Raw genomic sequence first — 21,109 nt, 5'->3', positions numbered from 1 at the left:
TCACTTTACAACCTCCTCGATAAAATTCCGAATAGAAGACAAGCCGTCTGGCGTTCCAATGCTCTCTGGATGGTACTGGAAGCCATAAATTGGTAGGTTTTTATGTTGAATCCCCATGATGGCTTGGTCATCAGTCGAACGAGCTGTCACTTCAAAGTCTTCTGGCATTTCCTCAATCAAAATACTGTGATAACGCATGACCGCACGGCCATCCTCAATACCTTGATACAAAACAGATGGCGCTTCAAAGTTGATATTGCTCTGTTTCCCATGCATGACTTTTGGAGCCAAACCTAGCTTACCACCAAAGACTTCTGCAATGGCTTGGTGACCCAAACAAATCCCTAGAATCGGCTTCTTGCCTGCAAAATCACAAATCATGTCTTCCATCTTTCCAGCATCAACTGGCCAACCAGGACCAGGAGAAAAGACCAGACCATCTGCTTTTTCAGCTTCTTCATACAGCTTGGAATCATCATTTCTCAGAACCTGAACTTCTGCAAAATTCCCAATGTATTGGGCCAAGTTATAGGTAAAAGAATCATAGTTGTCAATCAATAAAATCATGGTCTTAGTTCTCCAATTCTAGTCATAGATTTTGCTTTGTTAATGGTTTCTTGGTATTCGTTTTGGGCGATAGAGTCGTAGACAATCCCTGCCCCAGCCTGCACATAGGCTCTTTGATTTTTGAGAATCATGGTTCGGATGGCGATGGCCAAATCCATATCACCCGTCGCAGACAAGTAGCCGATTGCTCCTGCATATACGCCCCGTTTTTCCGTTTCCAGTTCATAGATGCGTCTCATAGCTCGAATTTTTGGTGCTCCAGAAACGGTTCCAGCAGGAAGCGTTGCTTTCAAGGCATCCATAGCAGTGAGTTCTGCAAGCAAACGTCCCTTGACCACACTGGTCAAATGCATGACGTAGCGGAAGAGCTCCACCTCCATATACTTAGTAACTTGGACACTGGCCGTTTCAGAGATGCGGCCAATATCGTTACGCCCCAAGTCTACCAACATTCGATGTTCTGCTGTTTCCTTCTCATCAGAGAGGAGGTCAGTCGCCAAGGTCTTGTCTTCTTCATCCGTAGCCCCTCTTGGTCGCGTCCCTGCAATCGGATTGGTTGTCACGATGCCATTTTTGACAGAAACCAAACTTTCTGGACTGGCACCGATGATTTGATAATCCCCAAAGTCATAGAAATAAAGGTAATTAGATGGATTGGTCACGCGGAGATTTCTGTAGAAGTCAAATGGATTTCCAGTAACCTCTGCTGAAAAGCGCTGGCTGAGTACGCATTGGAACATATCACCATTACGAATCAAGTCACGAGCTGTTTCCACCATTTCCTCAAACTTCTGAGGAGCGATATGAGGTTTGAAGTCTAACGGAGATAGATCCAAGTCTTCAAATTCATTTGGAGCAGGAATGCGTAATTCCTCAAGCACTTGGTTCAAGGATTTTTCCAAGGCCTCTTGACTGCGCTCACTATAAAGTGCATCCTCTATGACATGTATCTTCTCCTTCTTGTGGTCAAAGACCATATAGCTCTCATAGACAAAGAAATGCATGTCTGGCGTCCCAATTGTATCCTCAGGGATTTGACCAATTTCTTCATAAAGTGAAATCATATCGTAACCCACAAAACCAACGGCTCCACCACCAAAAGGTAGCTCTGAGTGGTGCTGACTCTTATGAATCACTTCATAAAGGAAATCCAAGGGATCCCGATCAATCACTTGACCATTTTGATAGAGAACTCCATTTTCAAACTTAATCTCAAAAATTGGATTATAGGCTAGGATAGAAAAACGAGCTGTTTCCTTGTCTCTCGGAATACTCTCTAAGATAACCTTGTGTTGCCCCTTTAAGCGCATATAAGCCAAGATTGGTGATAAGACATCTCCATGAATGATTCGTTCCATTGTAATTTTCCTTTCAGTTCTAATTCTAGTTCGTAGCGACTGTATGAAAAATCCCCACGCAAAATAACTTGCGTGAGGACGAAATTCGCGGTGCCACCTCAATTATAGGATTTCTCCTATCTCTCATTCCTGTCTCAGATATCTCCTGTAACAGGCTGTGCGATAAAGGGCACTCCCTTGAGAATGATGTTTTCTTCTCTCGTTTCAGATGAACCCAACTTTACAGCTTTCTCTGCTTGTTTTCAGCAACCACAAGCTCTCTGTGAGAGAAAGAACTGTAATTTTTCCATCTATTATTTTTTAGCTTCTAGTAGTCTGCAATCGCAGCTAGGTCCTTGCCTCCACGACCAGAGACATTGATGAAGAGATGTTCATCTCGGTACACCTTTATACTCTTCGAAAAACTCTTCAAACCGCGTCAACGTCGCCTTGCCGTAGGTATGGTTACTGACTTCGTCAGTTCTATCTGCAACCTCAAAACAGTGTTTTGAGCTGACTTCGTCAGTTCTATCCACAACCTCAAAACAGTATTTTGAGCTGACTTCGTCAGTTCTATCCACAACCTCAAAACAGTGTTTTGAGCAACCTGCGGCTAGTTTCCTAGTTTACTCTTTGATTTTCATTGAGTATTACTAGCTTTTTTCGTATTAGTCCAGCCTTTTTGTTTGCTTTTAGTAGTAGGCAAGGAGCTGTAGATAGAACTCAAGTTCATCAAAGCGACTTAAGGCCCTAATAAAAGATAAACCAAACGACGGATAGAAAAAAGCCCACACACAGAATATACTTCCGTGTGAGGGCGTTGGTAACGCGGTGCCACCTCAATTATAAAGGGACTATCCCTTTACATCTCTGCCTTGTTTAACAACAAGCTGCACTGTAAGGTGTGCGCACCGAATTTTCATTGTTTCAAATTCATTTTCAAAATCAGCCCACTTTCACTACTTCCAACCACCTATTCACAACCACCACAGGCTCCCTGAAGATCAAAAATAGTTACTTTTCTGATTTATTGAACTTATTTTAATACTTTGTTTTTTCTTTGTCAAGACTTTTTTACGATTTTTTTGAAAATATCATTCGAATGTGACCATGTCTTCCTTAGATCGAACATGAACATGTCCCACTTGTTAGAAATTGGATCCAACTCAATAGAAACTGAATGGAGGCTAAACAGAACTTATTTTAGAACACTCCATCTTTTCCACTAGGATTTTCAAGAATTAAACAATACTAGAAACTCTGTCTCCTAACAAATTTAGGAGAAACTTCAACAGATGTGACACTTTCCCCTTTAATAATTGCTAAAACACCTTCTATCATTTCTTTAGCCAATTTAACATAATTGGGAGCAATTGTAGACAAAGCTGGAGTATAATACTGAGAAATAGGAATATTATCAAATCCAATGATAGAAATATCATCTGGAATAAGAATTCCTTTCTCATAGCACGCACGAATCAAGCCCTGAACCTTTTCATCTCCTGAAACAAAAATAATGTCCGGATAATTTTGGGTAGTCAAGTGCTGCATTGCATAAGAATAAACTGAATCAATTGTAGATAAGCCATAAATGACTTTTAAATCCATAAAGTAATTTTTATCATTCAGAAAAGAACGCACACCTCTTTCACGATCCTTATTAACATGGGATTCTCCTCCCATAAGCAACCACATATTTTTAAATTTTTCTTCAGTTACAGCTTTCATCATATCATAAGTAGCTTGAAAATTATTATTAGATACATAGACTACTCCAGACGTTTGAGATTCACCGAAAACAAGAAAAGGCATATGGTTCTTCTTTAAATACTGAATTCTGATATCATCTACACTTTCATAAAAAACAATAACACCATCTACTAGGCTACCTGTGCTTGATATAATTGAATTACTAATTGTATCCTCCTCTCCAAAGTACTCAACTATAGCATTAACACCAAATTCTTTACACGTCCGTAACACTTTATCTAACAGCGTATGAAACCAAATTAAAGGAAAAGAGTCGATTTTTTTTACAGAAATCAATATATTTATAGCTTCTTTTTTAGTTAAATTTTTTGCATACGCATTTGGAATATACGACAATTCCTCTATAACTTTTTGAATCGCTTGATAAGTTTCTTCTTTAACATTTACTCCGCCATTAATAACTCGTGAAACTGTTTTTGGAGAAAAACCTGATAAACGTGCAATATCATAAATAGTTACCTTTTTCCCATTTATATTTTTCATTTCAGTCCTCCATTACGAACATTCTAATATTACTATACAATATTTAATTTTTTTTAACAAGAGAATTTAGTAAATTATTTAAGATCCACAAATTCACAAAATTAATTTTACAAATATTCTTTCCCTTCAAAAAAGTTTAAATTGCATTTCACACCTTTATTTTTAAGAATGTTTCCAACTTCACGACAAATAAATTCATATGAGAAAAAACTGCCATGAAATTGTAGATTAACTTTTTCAGTAAAATGTGTAGGATTTATAAAAACATATAATAGCCTGTCAATGTAACATTTTAACATAGAGTTAATTTTTTCTTTAAAGATAACATTTGTTATCAACTCATCAGGAGGTAAATGAAAGGCAAACACCATTTCACAAATATCATAAAAAGAAATAAATTTGTATACTTGTATCAAACAATTATTATCAAAATATTCTATTTTACCTAAATCAAAATTGATTTTATAATCTTTCATAAAAACCTCTGAGCAAAAATCTACTCAAAAATTAGATGATTAAAACATCTAAAAAACAAAAGGACAAAAACATCTGTCCCTTTGTTTACTAAATTTCAGCTAATTTCTTCGACATAAATAACACCTACAATATTAGCAATTTCTTCCATCAGTCGAAGATGTTCAAATCTACCTGATAATTCCAGAGTAATAAATGACGCTATTTTTTTGTCCGGAACATCAAAGTATTCAATTCTGTCAGAATTAACATCTCCAAACGCTGTTCTTGAATCGGTCATTCTGATACCATTTTCTGCACAATAAACCAATACACGATTATAGGCTTCTGTAGATTTAACCACTATATACAATTCAATCATTTTAGAACGATTTTGCAGATATTTTTTTAGTGGTTGGAACATGGATATCACACCCCAAACAGAAATAGCTACTAAAAGAGCTCCCTCATAAAAACCTACTCCAATAGCTAATCCAATTCCTGCCGAAGCCCAAATGCCTGCTGCAGTTGTCAGACCTGTAATTTTCTTTTTATCTGTAATAAGAATCGTTCCAGCGCCTAGAAAACCCACACCTGATATAACTTGAGCTCCTAATCGTGTAGGATCTCCTGTCCCAAATTTATAAGATACGTATTCATTCGTCATCATAATCAAACATGCAGCTAGACAAACAATACTATAAGTTCGGATGCCTGCAGGCTGGGATTTGCTCCCTCTCTCTAAACCAATTATACTACCAATGACTACTGATAAAACAATCCTGACAACTATTTCAATATTTGATAACCCAAGACTAGTGGCTGTCATGATTATTTCCTTACTTTACGCCCCGGTCTTTGTGTGAAGTATAATACCGTTCCAGAAATAATCATCAGAACAATTGTATAAACAAATACCAGAGCTTGTGCATTAGATGTTGCTGTTTCATCACCTGCAGATCGAATCGTAATACCTAATGGTTGAGCTAGGGGATGGTAAAGGAATACAGATAAGTCGAAGTCAGTTAATAAAGAGTTAAAGTTTAAAGCAATAACAGAGAGAACAACCGGTAAAATAAATGGAATGATAACCTTCATCATAGTATAAAAAGGTGAAGCACCCATACTTCTTGCTGCATCTTCCATCTCATCATCAACACTAAATAAAATAGCACGTACCATTCTATAAGAAAATGGGATTTTTACAACTATATATGCAATAAGTAGAATTACCAAACTACCTACCAAAATCTGATTCAAGACAAGAAATTGTGGCTGATTAAAAGTAAATAATAAACTTACTGCTAAAAGTGTACTTGGTAGTAACCAAGGAAGTAGAGCACCATATTCAAATAAGAAATCAAAACGAGATTTATGTTTTCTGACAACACGAGCAAATACAACTGCGAGAATTGTTGCTGTTGTCGCAGCAATAATAGAATAAATAAAGCTGACCAAGAATGGAGAGAATGCCGCACTATTACTAAAGAATAAGCGATAATTTTCTAAAGTAAAGTTTGATAATGTTAAGTTACCTGTTTGAATTGCAACTGGATCTGTAAATGAGTATAATACTATAAAAATTAGTGGAAGCATGAAAACTGTGAACAATCCATATGCTACAATGTGAGCAATGATATTCCAAGGCTTAGACGCAATTTTTTGTTTTTTAAGAGGCGCTTTAGTCTTAGAGATAGAAATATAATTTCCACCTTTTTCTATCTTATTCATGATAGTAAGCAAAATTGTAGTTGCAATACCTAAAATAATTGCAAGTAAGGCAGCTAAATCACGAGAATTCCCCATCCCTGCAAATGTAATAATCATTGGATTTATAGTTTGAAATTCTTTACCACCAACAATCATGGGTGCTGCTACTGCAGATAAACCACTAAGAAAAACCATAATAGTAAGTGCAAATAGAGTTGGAATTAAGGTTGGTAACACTACTTTTCGGAAAACAGTAAATGGTTTTGCTCCCATATTTCGAGCAGCCTCAATAGTGTGATAGTCAACGCTTCGAATTGTATTTGTTAAAAACAATGTATGATTAGCAGTTCCTGAAAATGTCATAATGAATAAGACTGCACCATACCCAATAAACCAGTTAGAGTCTAAAGAAGGGATAACATTTTGTAAAAATTTTGTAATCAATCCATAAGGACCATAGACAAATTTATATCCAGTCGCTAAAACCACTCCTCCATAAATTAAAGAGGTCATATAACCTAATTTTAAAATTTTAGCACCTTTAATATCAAAGTACTCTGTAAATAGAACACAAAGAATACCTACGACATTAACTGTAATAATAAGTGAAAATGCTAACTTAAAACTGTTCATAATACTCTGAAGTGCCCTCTGAGATTTTAGAACACGATGTACAGCATCAAGGGAAAATTCTCCTCCTTTTACAAATACATTCACTACTAGATCAAAGTTTGGATAAATAATAAATGTTACTAAGAACCAGATTAACCCTAAACGAATAAGCCAATCTTTTAAATTTAATTTATGACGCATACTGCACCTCCTTAAAATTGCAGAACGTCTGATGGTGTGATAAATAATTCCACACTTTCTCCGACAGATCTAATAGCAGCCTGACTATCAATACTTGTTACATTAAGAATCTGACTTTCAGAAACTTTTATTGTATAGTGAATTGTAACTCCAGAAAACTCAACATCAATAATTGTCCCTTTTAGAATGAAATCTTGTTCAGTTTCACGATTGAATCGAACTTTCTCTAATCGAATGTATCCTTTTTTATCCTCTAAGAAAACGCTTGTATTTTTCAATAATACTTCGTGGACTGTTTCATCGGTCAAAACATTAATATCTCCAATAAAATCACATACAAATTCAGTTTGAGAATTATGATAAATCTCCACTGGTGTACCGACCTGTTCGATGTATCCATTGTTAAAGACTGCAATTCTATCAGATAAAGTCAAGGCTTCCTCTTGATCATGAGTAACATATAAAGTAGTAATACCTAACTCTTTTTGAAGTCTTTTCAACTCTTTTCTCAAATCTACACGTAATTTTGCGTCAAGGTTTGACAATGGTTCATCTAGACAAAGAATTTTAGGTTCAAGAACCAGAGCACGAGCCAATGCTACCCTTTGTTGTTGACCCCCAGATAATTCTGATACATTACGCTGTAACTGTTGATCAGAGATCTTAATTTTTGCTGCCACTGCTGATACTTTAGCTTTAATAACATCTGGAGCTACCTTCTTAACTTTTAAACCAAATGCAATATTATCAAAAACAGTCATAGTTGGAAATAGCGCATAAGATTGAAATACAATACCAATTCCACGCTTTTCAGGTTCCAAATGAGTGACATCTGTTCCATTAACTTCAATACTTCCTGATGATGGATCTAAAAAACCTACCAATGCTCTCAAAGTAGTTGATTTACCACATCCTGAAGGCCCAAGAAATGTAAAGAATTCCCCTTCATGTATATCTAAATTCAGATTATCAATTGCAACAAAATCACCATATTTAATTTGAATATTATCAAATTTAATCATCTCACTAACTCCCTCTATTACTAAAACCAAAAGCCTCTCTTTATTTCTTCCTTAAATTTAGAAATAATAGAGAGACTTGGACATAAAAAATAACTCTTATTTCTTATTTTACGTATTCTAATTCAGCTTTTTCTACCCATTCATCCAAATGCTTTCCAACAGCTTCCCAGTCAATATTTTGTGGTTTCACTTGATCAACAAATTTTTTCGTATCTTCAGGTAACTCTTTTAGGGCATCTTTATTTGCAGGAATAGATCCAAATTTTTTGCTATATTCTACTTGAATTTCTGATTGACCAAACCAATCAATAAATTCTTTAGCTAACGCTTGTTTTTTACTAGTGCTTAAAACCATAGTTTGTTCAGTTACAAATGGTACACCAATCTCAGGAGTCATAACTTTGAATTCAACATTTTGTTCTTTTTGTCCGACTAACGCTCCAGAACCCCACATCATACCGTATTGGATAGCGTTTTCTTTGTCTAATACTTTAACAACTGTGCTTTCACCTTTTTGTAGTGTATAGGCATTTGCAAAGTATTCTTTTGCAACTTCCCAGCCCTTTTCCGATACTCCTAAATCACCTTTTTCATCAAGATAACGAACTAGAATACTTGCGTAAATGGCGCGTCCAGTCCCACCAGTTAAGCCATAAATGGAATATTGTCCCTTATATTTACTAGCTAACTCTGTCCAGTCTTTTGGCATTTCTTTTGCATCAGGAGCTCCAATCAATACCAAGGGTTGAACAATAACTGGGTTATAATAATTATCTTTATCTGATAAAGATTGATCAATTTTATCTAACCATTTAGGCTTGTACTGTACTAGTAATTTTTGATCTCTAATTTTATTTGAGTCAACAGCACCAATTCCAAATACCATATCTGCAACTGCATTATTCTTCTCAGCAATAACACGGTCTGCTAATTGAGCGCCAGCAATATCAACCATTTTTATATTAAAACCAGCTTCTTTTGCTTTAGCAGTTAACCAATCACCACGACCATTTGAGACTGAGTTCGAATAGATTACTAATTCTTGACTTTTATCAGCTTTTTCTTCAGATGAAGAAGCAGTCGTAGAATTTGAACCTCCAGAGCAAGCAGCAAGTGTAGTAAGAGCAACTCCCGTTGCAAGTACAGTAGACCAAACTTTCATTTTTTTCATGATAAGTTCTCCTTTTTTATTATTTTATTTAAATTTTTCGTGATATGGAACAAATTGTCTCATATCTTCAAATACAGTATAGTCAATACGGTTTACAGTAATAGTTGGAATCTTCTCTAATAAAATTTCAGTTAATTTTGCTCTGACTTTAGTAAACTCTTCTTCCTCCTCTTCGGTTAGAGGAATCCGAAGATACCCAATTGAAATATGGAATTGATATCTATCATGATTAGGGAAACAAACACCTGCTTTTTCTGAGACATAAGTACGAATTTCTTCTAATCTCTTTGCAGAAGCTTCATCTGCAGGTTCAACTAGTATGTTTTGTTTTCCCATTTCAGTTATACACATATGAATTTCTTCATCCAACAATGGAAAAATTTCAAGTTGTTTAGCAAAGTAATCATGTATTTCCTGTAAAGGTGTATCTAGAGGAAGATTACTGCTCCAAAACTCCGTTTCACGATTTTCATGGCACAACAATTCAATTACAGTCATGTGAATAGAATTCCTTGGAGTTAAAGTAAACTTATCGATAAATGGTAATTCTCTATAACGTGATTGAATAATATCAACAACTTCCATCAAATCTTGTTTAGTATAAAGATTTGCTACAACTGTATTCCCAGGGAAATGATTAAATTCCCCATTTTCTTTGAACTTAATTTTTGTTAAGTTTTTCATATAAAGACCTTCTTTTTTATATTTGACATCGGTGTCATTGTGTTTACATTATACAATGAAACCGTTTCCTTTGTCAAGCGCTGTCAAACATTTTTTTTAATTTATCTTTCATTAAAAGGTTAAGTAATTTTTCCAAAATACAGCACTCATATAGACAGTATCATCAATTATAGCCATTGGGATTTTTTGATTGCCAATTCCATGTATCTCTACACATGTCTTCAATCGATTTTGTTGTCCTCCAATTTAATTCCTTATATGCTTTGTCTGCATTTGCATAATAAGTTGCAACGTCTCCTGAACGTCTTGGAACTATTTTATAAGGAATAGGGATCTTATTAACACTTTCAAATGTATTTACAAGTTGTAATACACTAGTGCCTTCTCCCGAGCCTAGGTTATAGATATAAACATCTGTTTTTTCAGATACTTTTTCTAAAGCTTTTATATGTCCTATTGCTAAATCTACTACTTGAATCTTTTATCTCATTTTTCCCTTTTTCAAATAAGTTATCTACTCTATGATCAGTTATTTCCATTTCGTTTACTAACATGACGCAGTCACCTAGCATCATATACTCCAACTTTTTTTCTGAAAGTTTAGCAAATATTGGTAAGCGATAATATAGTATATTGAAACTAGAATAGTACACCTCTACTTCTAAAACATTGTTAGAAATCGATTTGACTGTCCTGATTGATTTGTCCTATTATTATTTCATTTTACTATACTCTGTTAATTCATATGAGTTTAAACCGATTTCATCTTTAACCTCGAGTAAAGCAGTTTCAAATATTTGTTTAAGAGTTTTTGATTCTTTACAATTAACCGACAAACTTTCTGATAAAATATGTACAACTTCTGAGACTGAATAACCTATCTCCTCTTTAGAATTATATAAATCTGTAGCTCCACCAATAATCCAAAAATACTGATTTTGTGAACCTACAATATCCTCATTTTCTACGGAACTTCCTTGTATCGAACAAATTTTATTTATCTTTACCATAATACTTCAACCCTTTTAGTGTCAAAAGTAAACCAATTCCTGTCACTGTTAAGAATAGTTCCATAATCTTGTTCGAACCAGTCTTTGGTAATTTTTGTTTTACATCTACTATTTCTTTAGATTTATTAATATGATTTTCAGTTTCTCTGCCATCTCCAACTATTTTATAGTTTACTTCTTCTGTCTTATTATCTTGTTTATTGTCGATCTTGTCATTCATTTGTCTATTATCTTTACTTGAGTTAAACTCTCCGTTCTTCTGGTTACTATCAATTACATTATTTGAATTAGATTGTTTTTCCTCTTTGTTTTTTTCTTTTTCGTTTTTATCACTTAAATTATTTGTTACAATTTTGTAAAGCCCATTCTCCGTTACAATATTGAAATTACCATCGCTATCACGTATAACAGGTTCTTTCCCATTTGCATTAGATTTGATGAATGATATATACTTACTGGATAAATTATAAAATTGGTTATTTAAAACGGTTATTTTACCCTTTGAATCCTCAATAACAATTCCTTCTTTACCACCGAATATACTATTCTCTGAGACTACTAAATTATCACTAACTCGTAATAATTCAATATTTGGTTGTTCTGTTTCCTTAGAATTATTATTAATTACATTTTTTGTTACAGTAATATCTGATACTTTTCCTAAATATTCTGCACTATCTTTTGCAACTCGTATCACTTTTGTTTTAGGATCGGCAATATTAAATATATTTTCGGCGATAACCACCTGTTTATTTAAATCTAATAGGTCTTTAGTGTTTTTATAGCTATAAGCATTTACTAAAGCTGCTCCGCTTTCTCGATAATGTACACTCTCTCCTTTAACTTTCTTATCAAAGCGATTTCCTTTGATTAATACATCAGTGAATCCTGTAAAACGTACACCTGCATACATCATGTTATCAAAATGATTATTTAAAATTTTAATATTAGAGGGGTTCTGTGTCGACAATGTTTGATAGTGTGTGCCAATTGCTGTTACTAATTCCCCAGATTTATCACTTTTGCCAAAATAGGAATTTTGAATAGTCACATTTTCAGATTTTTTCCCATCATCATTCAAGGCATAAGGAAAACCTTTTCTAGTTAATGGTTCAATCTGAATGCTCTCCTTACTTATGATTTGCCCATCCTTCATCGTTTTGGGTAAGGCTTGCCCAAGAAAACGAGAATTATCAACTAATACATTTTTCGAACCTGCAATTTGAATAGCATGCCCTTGATAACTATCCTTGAATGTTACATTTTTTATAGTTACGTTATTTGAATTCCCAATAGCAAATGCACCTGAAGAATTTATAAGTGGTAGATTTTTTGCTTTAGTTCCTTCTTCATTCAAAGCACCGTTCATATCAATCGTACCACCAGAATAACTAATATCTTCTGTTGGGCCCCATTCTACTTGCGCACCATCATCCGTAAATAAACCTGTCATAAAAACAATGGAAGGGTGATTCTTAATATTTATACCATTTAGAATTGTAGCTTTCTCATTCAATTCTAAGTGTGTATGACTTTTTAAAAAAATAATTTCTTTTACTAAATAAGTTCCTTCAGGAAAATATACATTTCCTCCACCTAGCCCTTGAGCTGCAGCATCTATTGCATCTTGAATTGCTTGTCGATCATCATGAATCCCATCACCTACCGCACCATAATCTTTTACACTTAAAGCAGTATCTTCAAATTCTTTTTTGATAATTCTGTCACTTATAACATCTTCCTTATAACTCTTATTTTCATTAGTAGATGTTACTGTAGATTCAACTGTTCTGTTGTCTAATTGTGAATTGGAACGAATAGTACCATTAGAGCTGATACTATTAACACTTAACGAATTATCTAAACCATTAGTGGTTGAATTAGAGGCAATCATTTCAGCAGAACGATTCTGATTAACAGTTGGTGAATTATCTAAATCATTAGTAATTGCATTAGAAGACTCTTTTGTAGCCATCGGTGAAGAACTAGTAACAACTTCATCCGATAAAATACCTTGGCTTCCCAAAATTGAAATTGCCAATAGTACCGAGCAAGTCCCCACCTTTAATTTACGAATACTGAATACCTCATTAGGAACAAAATATTTCATCAGAACCTCCAATTTTTTTACTATTTTTAACAATTGATTATTACTTTTCTTAAAATAGATAGAATGACACCGCTGTCATTATCTTTATCATATATTTTCCAAATTGAATTGTCAAGGAATAACACAAGAAAATATTAAAATTTATACTCTTCGGAAATCTCTTCAAACTAGGTCAGTGCCGCCTTGCCCTAAGTCTAGGTTACTGACTTGGTCAGTTCTATAGTAGACTGAAACTATAATAGTACACCTCTACTTCTAAAACATTGTTAGAAATCGATTTGACTGTCCCGATCGATTTGTCCTATTCTTATTTCATTTTATTATATCTACAACCTCAAAGCAGGGTTTTGAGCTATCTATGGCCAACTTCCTAGTTTGCTCTTTAGCCTTCCATTCAAAAGTGATGCTATCTTTCTTAGCTTGAATATAAAATATCCCATTTACTATATTTAAATTTGTTGATATGTTGTAAATTATAAATGAAAGAACAAATATCTTGTCATACAAGCATTCGCCAGGGATATTTACATGAATATCGCTCATATGGCGGATTGAAACTAAAACACTACAATATATTTCTTAAATAGACCTTCTATAAAAGCTAGATTTAACCTCGATAAAAATAGATGCAGTGCTTCTAAAATACTGGAATAGGGCATATAGGTAATCGTAGACAAGTGTTTTATAGATTGTCTCGCGGGAGATCTAATGATGTATAGCAAGCATCACTAAACATATAGAATATTTGTATTATTATAATATCAATATGCTATAAATTCTATCATGCAAAAGAATGACTAGAACATGAAAGACAGGCACAAAACTTTGAACAATATTCTGAAAACAAAAAAAGACGCGAGTTTCCACAATCTCACTCATGGAAACTCACGTCTTTCAAAAAATAGGGTGAATTAAAAACTAGAACAAGACACTAGATTTTCTAAATGATGTCTAGTAAGGATTCTAAATGCTACACCAAATTGCTCACATCTTATTTCAAACCACGGGACTCCCACAAGAAAGGAAAATCCTATAAAAATTCTCTCTCTGAGGAGAGAGAGGCCTCAACTACAGGTGTAAACTATTATCAATTGAAAACAACAGTTTTTACACTCAATTAGACTTTTTAGGGACAGGATCACTTTCGCTTGACTGTAGTTTGTCATTTTTTTGATAAAGTTAGCACTTTTTCAGAAACTGTTTTGAAAGTCTCAATGATATAGTCTACTTCTTCATCGCTTAATTTAGTATGAAGAGGGAGGGTAATTTCATTCTCAAAGAAGGCATAGGCCTTAGGATAGTTCGTCATATCAAATCCAAGATTCTTATAGGCTGTCAAGAGAGGAAGCGGTTTGTAGTGAACATTACTTGCAATTCCTGCTTTAGCCAATTCTTGGATGATGAGGTTGCGTTCTTCTAGGCTTGCTCCTTCTACACGGGTGATGTAGAGGTGGCGTGAAGATTCGACAGTTTCAGTCTTGTGTGCCAAAGGATGGATGCGAGAACCTGCAAAACCACTATCATAGCGGTCCACAATATCCTTACGGCGTTGCAACAAACTTGGATAGCGGTCCAATTGTACCAAACCAAGTGAAGCCATGATATCGGTCATGTTGCACTTATAGGCTGGTGTAACGATATCGTATTCCCATGACCCCAGTTGCATCTTGGCAAGAGCATCCTTAGTTTGCCCGTGAAGGGAAAGGATTTGGAATTCCTTGTACATCTCTTCGTCATCAATCACTGGATTGGCTTTCCAAGTCGCACTTCCACCTTCTGCCGTTGTAAAGTTCTTAACGGCATGGAATGAGAAGGAAGTAAAGTCAGCGATAGAACCAGAAGGTTGTCCTTTATAAGTAGATCCCAAAGCGTGGGCACTATCAGAGACAATGACAATACGGTTAAAGGCCTTTTGCCACTTGCTTGAAGCGGTAAAGAAGTCACGTTTTTTCTCCACGACTTGGAACAAACGGTCATAATCGCAAACAATCCCTGCGAGCTCTACTGGGATAATCACCTTAGTTTTCTCAGTGATAGCTTGCTCAAGCAGGTCATAGTCCATCTCAAACGTATCTGCTTGGATATCCACCATGACAGGGGTTGCTCCCACGTGCGTAATGACACTACATGAAGCCGTATAGGTTATGGCTGGAACGATGACTTCATCACCAGGTCCCACTTCAAAAACGCGTAAAATCAACTCCAGAGCGGCTGTCGCAGAGTTGAGACAAACAGTCTTAGGTGTCTGTGTGTAAAGAGACAAGCGGCGCTCCAGTTCTTTTGTTTTAGGACCTGTTGTGATCCAACCAGAACGCAGGGTATCCGCTACTTCAGCAATTTCTGCTTCTGTGATATCAGGCGGTGAAAATGGAATATTGTAATTTGGCATTGATTTGCTCCTTTTATCTGTACTCATTCTCTTATGACTACTTTATTTTAGTACCTTAAACACGGTTTGAAACATGATTTTGATGTCCCCAAAGAAACTAAACTCTCGGAGATAGGCGAGGTTATAGCGCATCTTTTCAGGAAGAACATGCTCCACATAGGCCTGATCAACTGACAGACCTTTCTCTGTCATTTGACTGATGATGGTGTCCTCATCCTTGTAGTTGATGCTGGCTGGAGAGGTAATTCCTGCTTGCAAGAGCAAGGTTGCCATCATTTCAGTGCTATACTGCTCTGTATAACGTGGCACTTCAGGTCGTGTACCGACAAAGGACATCTCACCTTTAAGGACATTGACCAACTGAGGCAGTTCGTCCAAACGGACACGTCGGATGAAATTTCCAACCTTGGTAATACGGCTATCGTTAGCAGAAGTCACCAGATTTCCTTTTTTATCCGCATCCGTCACCATGGTACGGAACTTCCAAATCTTGAACCGACGGTTGTACTGGGTCACACGCTCTTGCTTGTAAATCACTGGCCCCTTGCTATCCAACTTGATCCAAATGCTCAAGATGAGAAAGATGGGAGAGGTCAGAACCAGTAAGACCAAGGCCAAAACCCAGTCCAAGCAACGCTTGAAAATCAGCGAACCCTTCCTTTTAGAGACAAGCTGGTAGTAAGACTCAACCTCGCTTGATTTCATTTCCACAGGCAAGTCTTCCCATTTCAGCATGCTGTTCTCCTTTGTTTTTATTATACTATTTGTCAACACTTTTCATTATACCACAAAATGGAAAAGGCGGTGAAAAAAATCTGTAATTTGAAGGATTTCCTTCTAGTACTCAATGAAAATCAAAGTACAGCTTTGAGATTGCAGATAAAGCTGACATGGTTTAAAGAGATTTTCAAAGAGTATAGGCCATGGCCCCTGCCTGCAAACTATACATCTTGTGATAGGTTCCTCCCAGAGCCAAGAGTTCCTCATGGGTTCCACTCTCGATAATGCGTCCCTTATCCAAGACATAGATGCAGTTGGCGTCTTGAATAGTAGAAAGGCGGTGAGCTATAGCAATAGTTGTTCGGCCCTGTCTCATCTTCGCCAGAGAAGCTTGAACCAAGCTTTCTGTTTCAGAGTCAATATTGGCTGTCGCTTCATCCAAAATCAGGATTTTAGGCTGGCTGGCGACTGTTCTAGCAAAGGCAAGAAGCTGGCGTTGCCCAGTAGAGAAGCTCGAACCACGCTCGGAAACAGGGGAGTCGTACCCCTGAGGAAGTTCTTGAATAAAGGAATCTGCATCCACAAAGGCTGCCGCAGCCTGAACCTGCTCATCACTGATTTCTTGGTACATGGCGATATTGGACTTAATAGTTCCATGATAGAGGAAGGGTTCCTGCAAGACCAAACCGATGTTTTTTCTCAGCTCTTCTTGACTGAAATCCCTGATATCCACATCATCCAAGAGAACTCTCCCTGACTGGAATTCATAAAAGCGCATGAGGACATTGATAATAGACGATTTCCCTGAACCTGTATGACCTACAAAGGCAATGGTTTCACCCTTATTAACAGAGAAAGAAATGTCATCCAGAATCGGATGTTTACCGTCATATGAGAAACACACATGTTCAAAGCGGATATTGCCTTCTTGGACTTTGGCTTGCCCATTTTCTTGAAGAGGTTCATAGGTCCTCTCGTCTACCAGGGCAAAGACACGACCTGCAGAAACCATAGACGTTTGCAGTGTTGAAAAGTTTTGCGTCACCTCAATCAAAGGGTCAAAGAGGCGGTTGATGTACTGGATAAAAGCATACATGGTCCCGGCCGTTATCCCGATAGAAAGACCACGATAGCCAAAATAGGCCATCAAGACAGCATAACCTAGAAGTTTCAACAAACTCATGGCAGGTCTCAAAAAGAGGGCATCCAAGGCTACAGAACGGTTGGCATAGACCAAGTGCTCTTGGTTGATTTCATCAAATTCTGCCTGCAGGCGCTTCTCTTGATTAAAGGCCTGGATTATTCTGATTCCCTCGATGTTTTCAGCCAGCTTGCTATTGATATCTGACAAGAGACTTCTGGTTTTCTCAATGATTTTCACTGATTTTTTCCGATAGAGATTGACCAAAAGGAAAATCAAGGGGAGAAAGAGCAAGACTAATGCTGTCAAACGAAAATCCAATACCAACATGGTATAAAGGGTTGTCAGAAAGATGAAAACTGCTGAGATAAAGCTAGATAAAATCCCAGAAAACATATCACTAATCGTCTCGGTATCGTTGGTCAAACGAGAAACGATAGAACCTGCTGGCGTCTTGTCAAAGTAAGACATGCCCAGTTTCTCCATATTGGCAAAGGCATCCCGACGAATATCCCTAACAATACTGTAAGACACGCGCGCAAAGAGAAGATTGCCGACATACTGAACTACAGTTTGTAGGATGTAGAGACCATAGTAGACCAGCAAAACGGTAACGGCTAGTTGGTTAAGATTGCTGAGATACTGGTCGATAAAGTGGGAAGCCACGAGGGGTATGACACTTTTAATGACCGTCGTCGCTAGGAGAAAACTGAGTGCCAAAAAGGTCAGGAGTCTATAAGGCTTGAGATAAGACATCAAGCGCTTCAATACAGCCCATTGTTCTTGTTTATTCTGCATCTTCTTCTCCTTTCATTTCTAACTGCTGAGACTGGTAGGTTTGGGCATACCAGCCATCCATCGCTAGCAAGTCTTCGTGCCTGCCTCGTTCGATAATTTGACCATTTTGTAGAACTAAAATAAAATCTGCATGGACAACAGCACTGAGGCGATGGGCAGTTATAATGGTTGTCTTGTCCTTTCGCGTCTCCTTGAGGTTGTCGATAATCGCATACTCTGTCTTGGCATCTACGGCGGATAAGGAATCATCCAAAATCAAGATATCAGGGTTTAAAATCATAGCCCGACTCATAGCCAACCGTTGCTTTTGACCACCAGAAAGACTGACTCCTTTTTCACCAATCAGCGTATCAAATCCTTGAGGCATGTCTACAATATCTTGGTAAACTCGGGCTAGCTTAGTAGCTTCCTCAACCTCTGAAAGGGGCAAGTTAGGATTGCCAAAGCGGATATTGTCTAGGATTGAAGTCGCAAAGAGAAACTGGTCCTGAGGAACATAGCCCATGAGACTGCGAAGTTCTGTCAAACGATAGTCCCGAATATCGTGACCGTTTAGATAAATGGCACCCTTATCCACATCGTATTCACGCAAGAGGAGCTTGATTAAGGACGTTTTCCCAGAGCCTGTCTGCCCAACCAAGCCCAGTGTTTGCCCTTTTGCCAAACTAAAGTGAATATCCGTCAGTGTTTCCTCATTTTCAAAAGCAAAGCTGTCAATGGCATACTCCAAACGCCCATTTTCAATACCATCCAGAGGAAACTCAGGGTCTTGTACAGGAGATTCCTGAGACAAAAGATTTTCAATCCGCTGGTAAGAAACCTTCCCTCGCTGAGTAGTATTAAAGAGGAAGCCGATGGCCATAAGAGGCCAGACCAGCATATCCAAATAGCTGATAAAGGTGACTAGATTACCAACTGTAATCTGCCCTTCCTGAACCATCAAGGAGCCAACCAAAAGCGTTAAAACATAGGACGAACCAACAAACAAGAGAACCATAGGGTCAAAGAGACTATCATATTTCATGGTTTGCAGGTTCTTTTGGAAGGTTAATTCATTGACTGCCTGAAAAGACTTCAACTCGTCTGCCTGATAACCGAAAGACTTGGTCACTTTGATACCTGATACGGACTCCTGTACCTTGTTATTGAGTTCAGAAAAAGCAGCTTGGGATTCGCCAAAGGCCTTATGAGTCTTTCTCCCTAGGCGACTAGTCGCATAGGCCATGAAAGGTAGGGGGAGAATGGCAACAAGAGTCATCTGCCATGAGATGCTAAAGAGCATGGTCAACAAAGTCACCAGAGCCGTGATAGAGGCATCCACCGCAGACATGACACCGCCACCTGCTAAACGAGTCAAGGCATTGATATCATTGGTTGCGTGTGCCATCAGATCACCCGTCCGATAGGTTTGATAAAAGGCTGGCGACATTTTTGTGAAATGCTTAAACAAGCGAGACCGCATGATCTGTCCCAAGCAATAAGAGGTCCCAAGGATATACATACGCCACACATAGCGCAAATAGTACATACCAAAGGCTGCAAGTAGCAAGTAAAATAGGCTAAGAAGGAGGTCCTGCTGGGTTAATTGCCCCGATGTGATGGCATCAATGACTCGCCCCATAACCATAGGAGGAATGAGATTGAGAACGGAAACCAAGACCAGGGCCACAATCCCGACTAGATAACGGTGTTTTTCTAACTTGAAAAACCACCAGAGTTTTTGAATAATGGACATAAAATCCCTTTCTGATTGCAAATGGAAACCTGAGGCCAATACTCAATGAAAATCAAAGAGCAAACTAGGAAACTAGCCGCAGGCTGCTCAAAGCACTGCTTTGAGGTTGTAGATAGAACTGACGAAGTCAGTAACCTACATACGGCAAGGCGACGTTGACGCGGTTTGAAGAGATTTTCGAAGAGTACAAGACCCCAGGTTTTTCTTATTCATAAGTTACGACTGTAACAGCACCCTTGTCATATTCAGCAATAAAGATATTGGCTACATTGTCATGCCCTTGTTTGCTGAGGTTATCAAGCAACCACTCTTCGCTACGACCAATCGATTCCAAGACGTCTACTTGAATCACACCGTCAGTCACAACTGGATACTTAGGATTTTCATCTCCCATTTGCACAACGATGAGTTGCCCATTTTGCTCTTGCACAGCTCGTTTGACTTGCTTCATCTGGAAAATCCCTTGGCTACGAAGTTTGAGGGCTACATCCGATGCAGACAAACCAACTGAACGACAGGCTTATGGGTCAATATTCCCATTTTTGATAAGGAGAGTTGGCTTACCATCAATCAAACGTTTCACAAAGTGAACATTGTTGTTGAGCTATTTGAGAGTCAAGATCAGTTTGATTAAAATTTCGATATAATTAAGTGTCATTTGTTCACATCCACCAGTTCAATTGCGTCTGTCTTATACAATTCGACTTTCTCTAACAGGTACTTGTCTGGCTCACTTCCGTTTAGGGCACGATAATAGCGATCTCCCACCTTGATAAGTGCGCCATCTGTGTTTGTGGAAGTATTAACATGGACTTCTGACTTGTCTACTCCCAAATCTTTGGAAACAACCTCGATGAAATGAAGTGAAGTTTGAAATTTATTGTTAGAAACTTGATTGTTTTGATAAGTCGTGATGCTGACCAAAAGCATAGCTAAATAAGGCCAGAGCTGAAATCATGACCAACTCACGAAATCTGGTTCCTTTTTTATCATGGTATGCCTTGAAAGCAAAAAAAACTGTCACAGCTAATAGAACAATCCCAAAGCCAACCATGATACCATTTTGCTGACCGATTTGGCTGAGTACATAGTCATAAGAGTAGAATTTCATGTATTTTCACTCCCTTTCATAAAATCATTCTTAATTATAAACGAAAGAGAGTAATTTTTCAAACCATACGTTGGGGAAATAGATC

General features: G+C 37.2%; 17 protein-coding genes, 2 pseudogenes and 2 other annotated features. All 19 genes and pseudogenes read right to left on the bottom strand.

Features of this window, described 5'->3' with window-relative positions:
* The 19 genes and pseudogenes from AT689_RS04985 to AT689_RS12480 all read right to left on the bottom strand — a co-directional run bounded on the left by AT689_RS04985 (nt 1) and on the right by AT689_RS12480 (nt 21,024).
* On the bottom strand, nt 1-567 hold the full coding sequence (locus AT689_RS04985; protein WP_000601920.1) for an aminodeoxychorismate/anthranilate synthase component II: 567 nt from the start codon (nt 565-567) through the stop codon (nt 1-3).
* Nucleotides 564-1,925 (bottom strand): anthranilate synthase component I, encoded by a 1,362-nt coding sequence (gene trpE, locus AT689_RS04980; RefSeq protein ID WP_000439604.1) that lies wholly within the window; start codon nt 1,923-1,925, stop codon nt 564-566. The genes AT689_RS04985 and trpE overlap by 4 nt, the downstream gene beginning before the upstream one ends.
* Nucleotides 1,926-1,996: 71 nt before the next feature.
* Nucleotides 1,997-2,222 (bottom strand) — a binding site (T-box leader).
* 74 nt (nt 2,223-2,296) lie between these two features.
* Nucleotides 2,297-2,485, bottom strand: a complete 189-nt coding sequence (locus AT689_RS12970; protein ID WP_033684682.1) for a hypothetical protein — start codon at nt 2,483-2,485, stop codon at nt 2,297-2,299.
* A 229-nt stretch (nt 2,486-2,714) separates the two neighbouring features.
* Nucleotides 2,715-2,944 (bottom strand) — a binding site (T-box leader).
* A 211-nt stretch (nt 2,945-3,155) separates the two neighbouring features.
* Entirely contained in the window at nt 3,156-4,157 is a 1,002-nt protein-coding gene (locus tag AT689_RS04965) for a LacI family DNA-binding transcriptional regulator (protein WP_000789949.1), read from the bottom strand.
* 107 nt (nt 4,158-4,264) lie between these two features.
* Nucleotides 4,265-4,633 carry a hypothetical protein gene (locus AT689_RS04960; RefSeq protein ID WP_000656285.1) on the bottom strand — a complete coding sequence of 123 codons (369 nt, stop codon included), beginning with the start codon at nt 4,631-4,633 and terminating at the stop codon, nt 4,265-4,267.
* A gap of 95 nt (nt 4,634-4,728) precedes the next feature.
* Nucleotides 4,729-5,439 (bottom strand): MgtC/SapB family protein, encoded by a 711-nt coding sequence (locus tag AT689_RS04955; RefSeq protein WP_000127552.1) that lies wholly within the window; start codon nt 5,437-5,439, stop codon nt 4,729-4,731.
* Nucleotides 5,440-5,441: 2 nt separating this feature from the next.
* Nucleotides 5,442-7,133: an ABC transporter permease gene (locus tag AT689_RS04950; protein WP_001216185.1), complete on the bottom strand. Its 1,692-nt coding sequence runs from the start codon at nt 7,131-7,133 to the stop codon at nt 5,442-5,444.
* Between the two features lie 11 nt (nt 7,134-7,144).
* Nucleotides 7,145-8,155, bottom strand: coding sequence for an ABC transporter ATP-binding protein (locus AT689_RS04945; protein WP_000589142.1), 1,011 nt, complete (start codon nt 8,153-8,155; stop codon nt 7,145-7,147).
* Nucleotides 8,156-8,258: 103 nt separating this feature from the next.
* Entirely contained in the window at nt 8,259-9,326 is a 1,068-nt protein-coding gene (locus tag AT689_RS04940) for an extracellular solute-binding protein (RefSeq protein WP_000738361.1), read from the bottom strand.
* Between the two features lie 24 nt (nt 9,327-9,350).
* The gene (locus tag AT689_RS04935) at nt 9,351-10,010 is read right to left on the bottom strand and encodes a DUF1868 domain-containing protein (protein ID WP_000793805.1); all 660 of its coding nucleotides are present in this window, start codon (nt 10,008-10,010) and stop codon (nt 9,351-9,353) included.
* A 163-nt stretch (nt 10,011-10,173) separates the two neighbouring features.
* Nucleotides 10,174-10,488: pseudogene (locus AT689_RS11620) on the bottom strand (GDP-mannose 4,6-dehydratase); the annotation flags it as partial.
* Nucleotides 10,489-10,723: 235 nt separating this feature from the next.
* Complete coding sequence (locus AT689_RS04930) at nt 10,724-11,020, bottom strand: hypothetical protein (protein WP_000239024.1); 297 nt, start codon at nt 11,018-11,020, stop codon at nt 10,724-10,726.
* Nucleotides 11,004-13,163, bottom strand: a complete 2,160-nt coding sequence (gene pfbA / locus AT689_RS04925) for a multi-ligand-binding adhesin PfbA (protein ID WP_078368591.1) — start codon at nt 13,161-13,163, stop codon at nt 11,004-11,006. The genes AT689_RS04930 and pfbA overlap by 17 nt, the downstream gene beginning before the upstream one ends.
* Nucleotides 13,164-14,292: 1,129 nt before the next feature.
* Entirely contained in the window at nt 14,293-15,519 is a 1,227-nt protein-coding gene (locus AT689_RS04910) for a DegT/DnrJ/EryC1/StrS family aminotransferase (RefSeq protein WP_001134481.1), read from the bottom strand.
* Between the two features lie 42 nt (nt 15,520-15,561).
* Nucleotides 15,562-16,254: a sugar transferase gene (locus tag AT689_RS04905; protein ID WP_000922199.1), complete on the bottom strand. Its 693-nt coding sequence runs from the start codon at nt 16,252-16,254 to the stop codon at nt 15,562-15,564.
* Nucleotides 16,255-16,426: 172 nt separating this feature from the next.
* Nucleotides 16,427-18,178 (bottom strand): ABC transporter ATP-binding protein, encoded by a 1,752-nt coding sequence (locus AT689_RS04900; protein WP_001180151.1) that lies wholly within the window; start codon nt 18,176-18,178, stop codon nt 16,427-16,429.
* Nucleotides 18,168-19,913 carry an ABC transporter ATP-binding protein gene (locus AT689_RS04895; protein ID WP_000022559.1) on the bottom strand — a complete coding sequence of 582 codons (1,746 nt, stop codon included), beginning with the start codon at nt 19,911-19,913 and terminating at the stop codon, nt 18,168-18,170. Before AT689_RS04895 ends, AT689_RS04900 begins: the two co-directional genes overlap by 11 nt.
* A 205-nt stretch (nt 19,914-20,118) precedes the next feature.
* Nucleotides 20,119-20,415 carry a DUF421 domain-containing protein gene (locus AT689_RS04885; protein WP_001276342.1) on the bottom strand — a complete coding sequence of 99 codons (297 nt, stop codon included), beginning with the start codon at nt 20,413-20,415 and terminating at the stop codon, nt 20,119-20,121.
* Between the two features lie 152 nt (nt 20,416-20,567).
* Nucleotides 20,568-21,024: pseudogene (locus tag AT689_RS12480) on the bottom strand (DUF3290 family protein).
* Between the last annotated feature and the right edge of the window lie 85 nt (nt 21,025-21,109).

Source organism: Streptococcus pneumoniae, from assembly GCF_001457635.1.
Taxonomy (GTDB): Bacteria; Bacillota; Bacilli; order Lactobacillales; family Streptococcaceae; genus Streptococcus; species Streptococcus pneumoniae.
The sequence above is the reverse complement of the archived record's forward strand: the minus strand, read 5'-3'. Positions and strand labels throughout refer to the sequence as shown.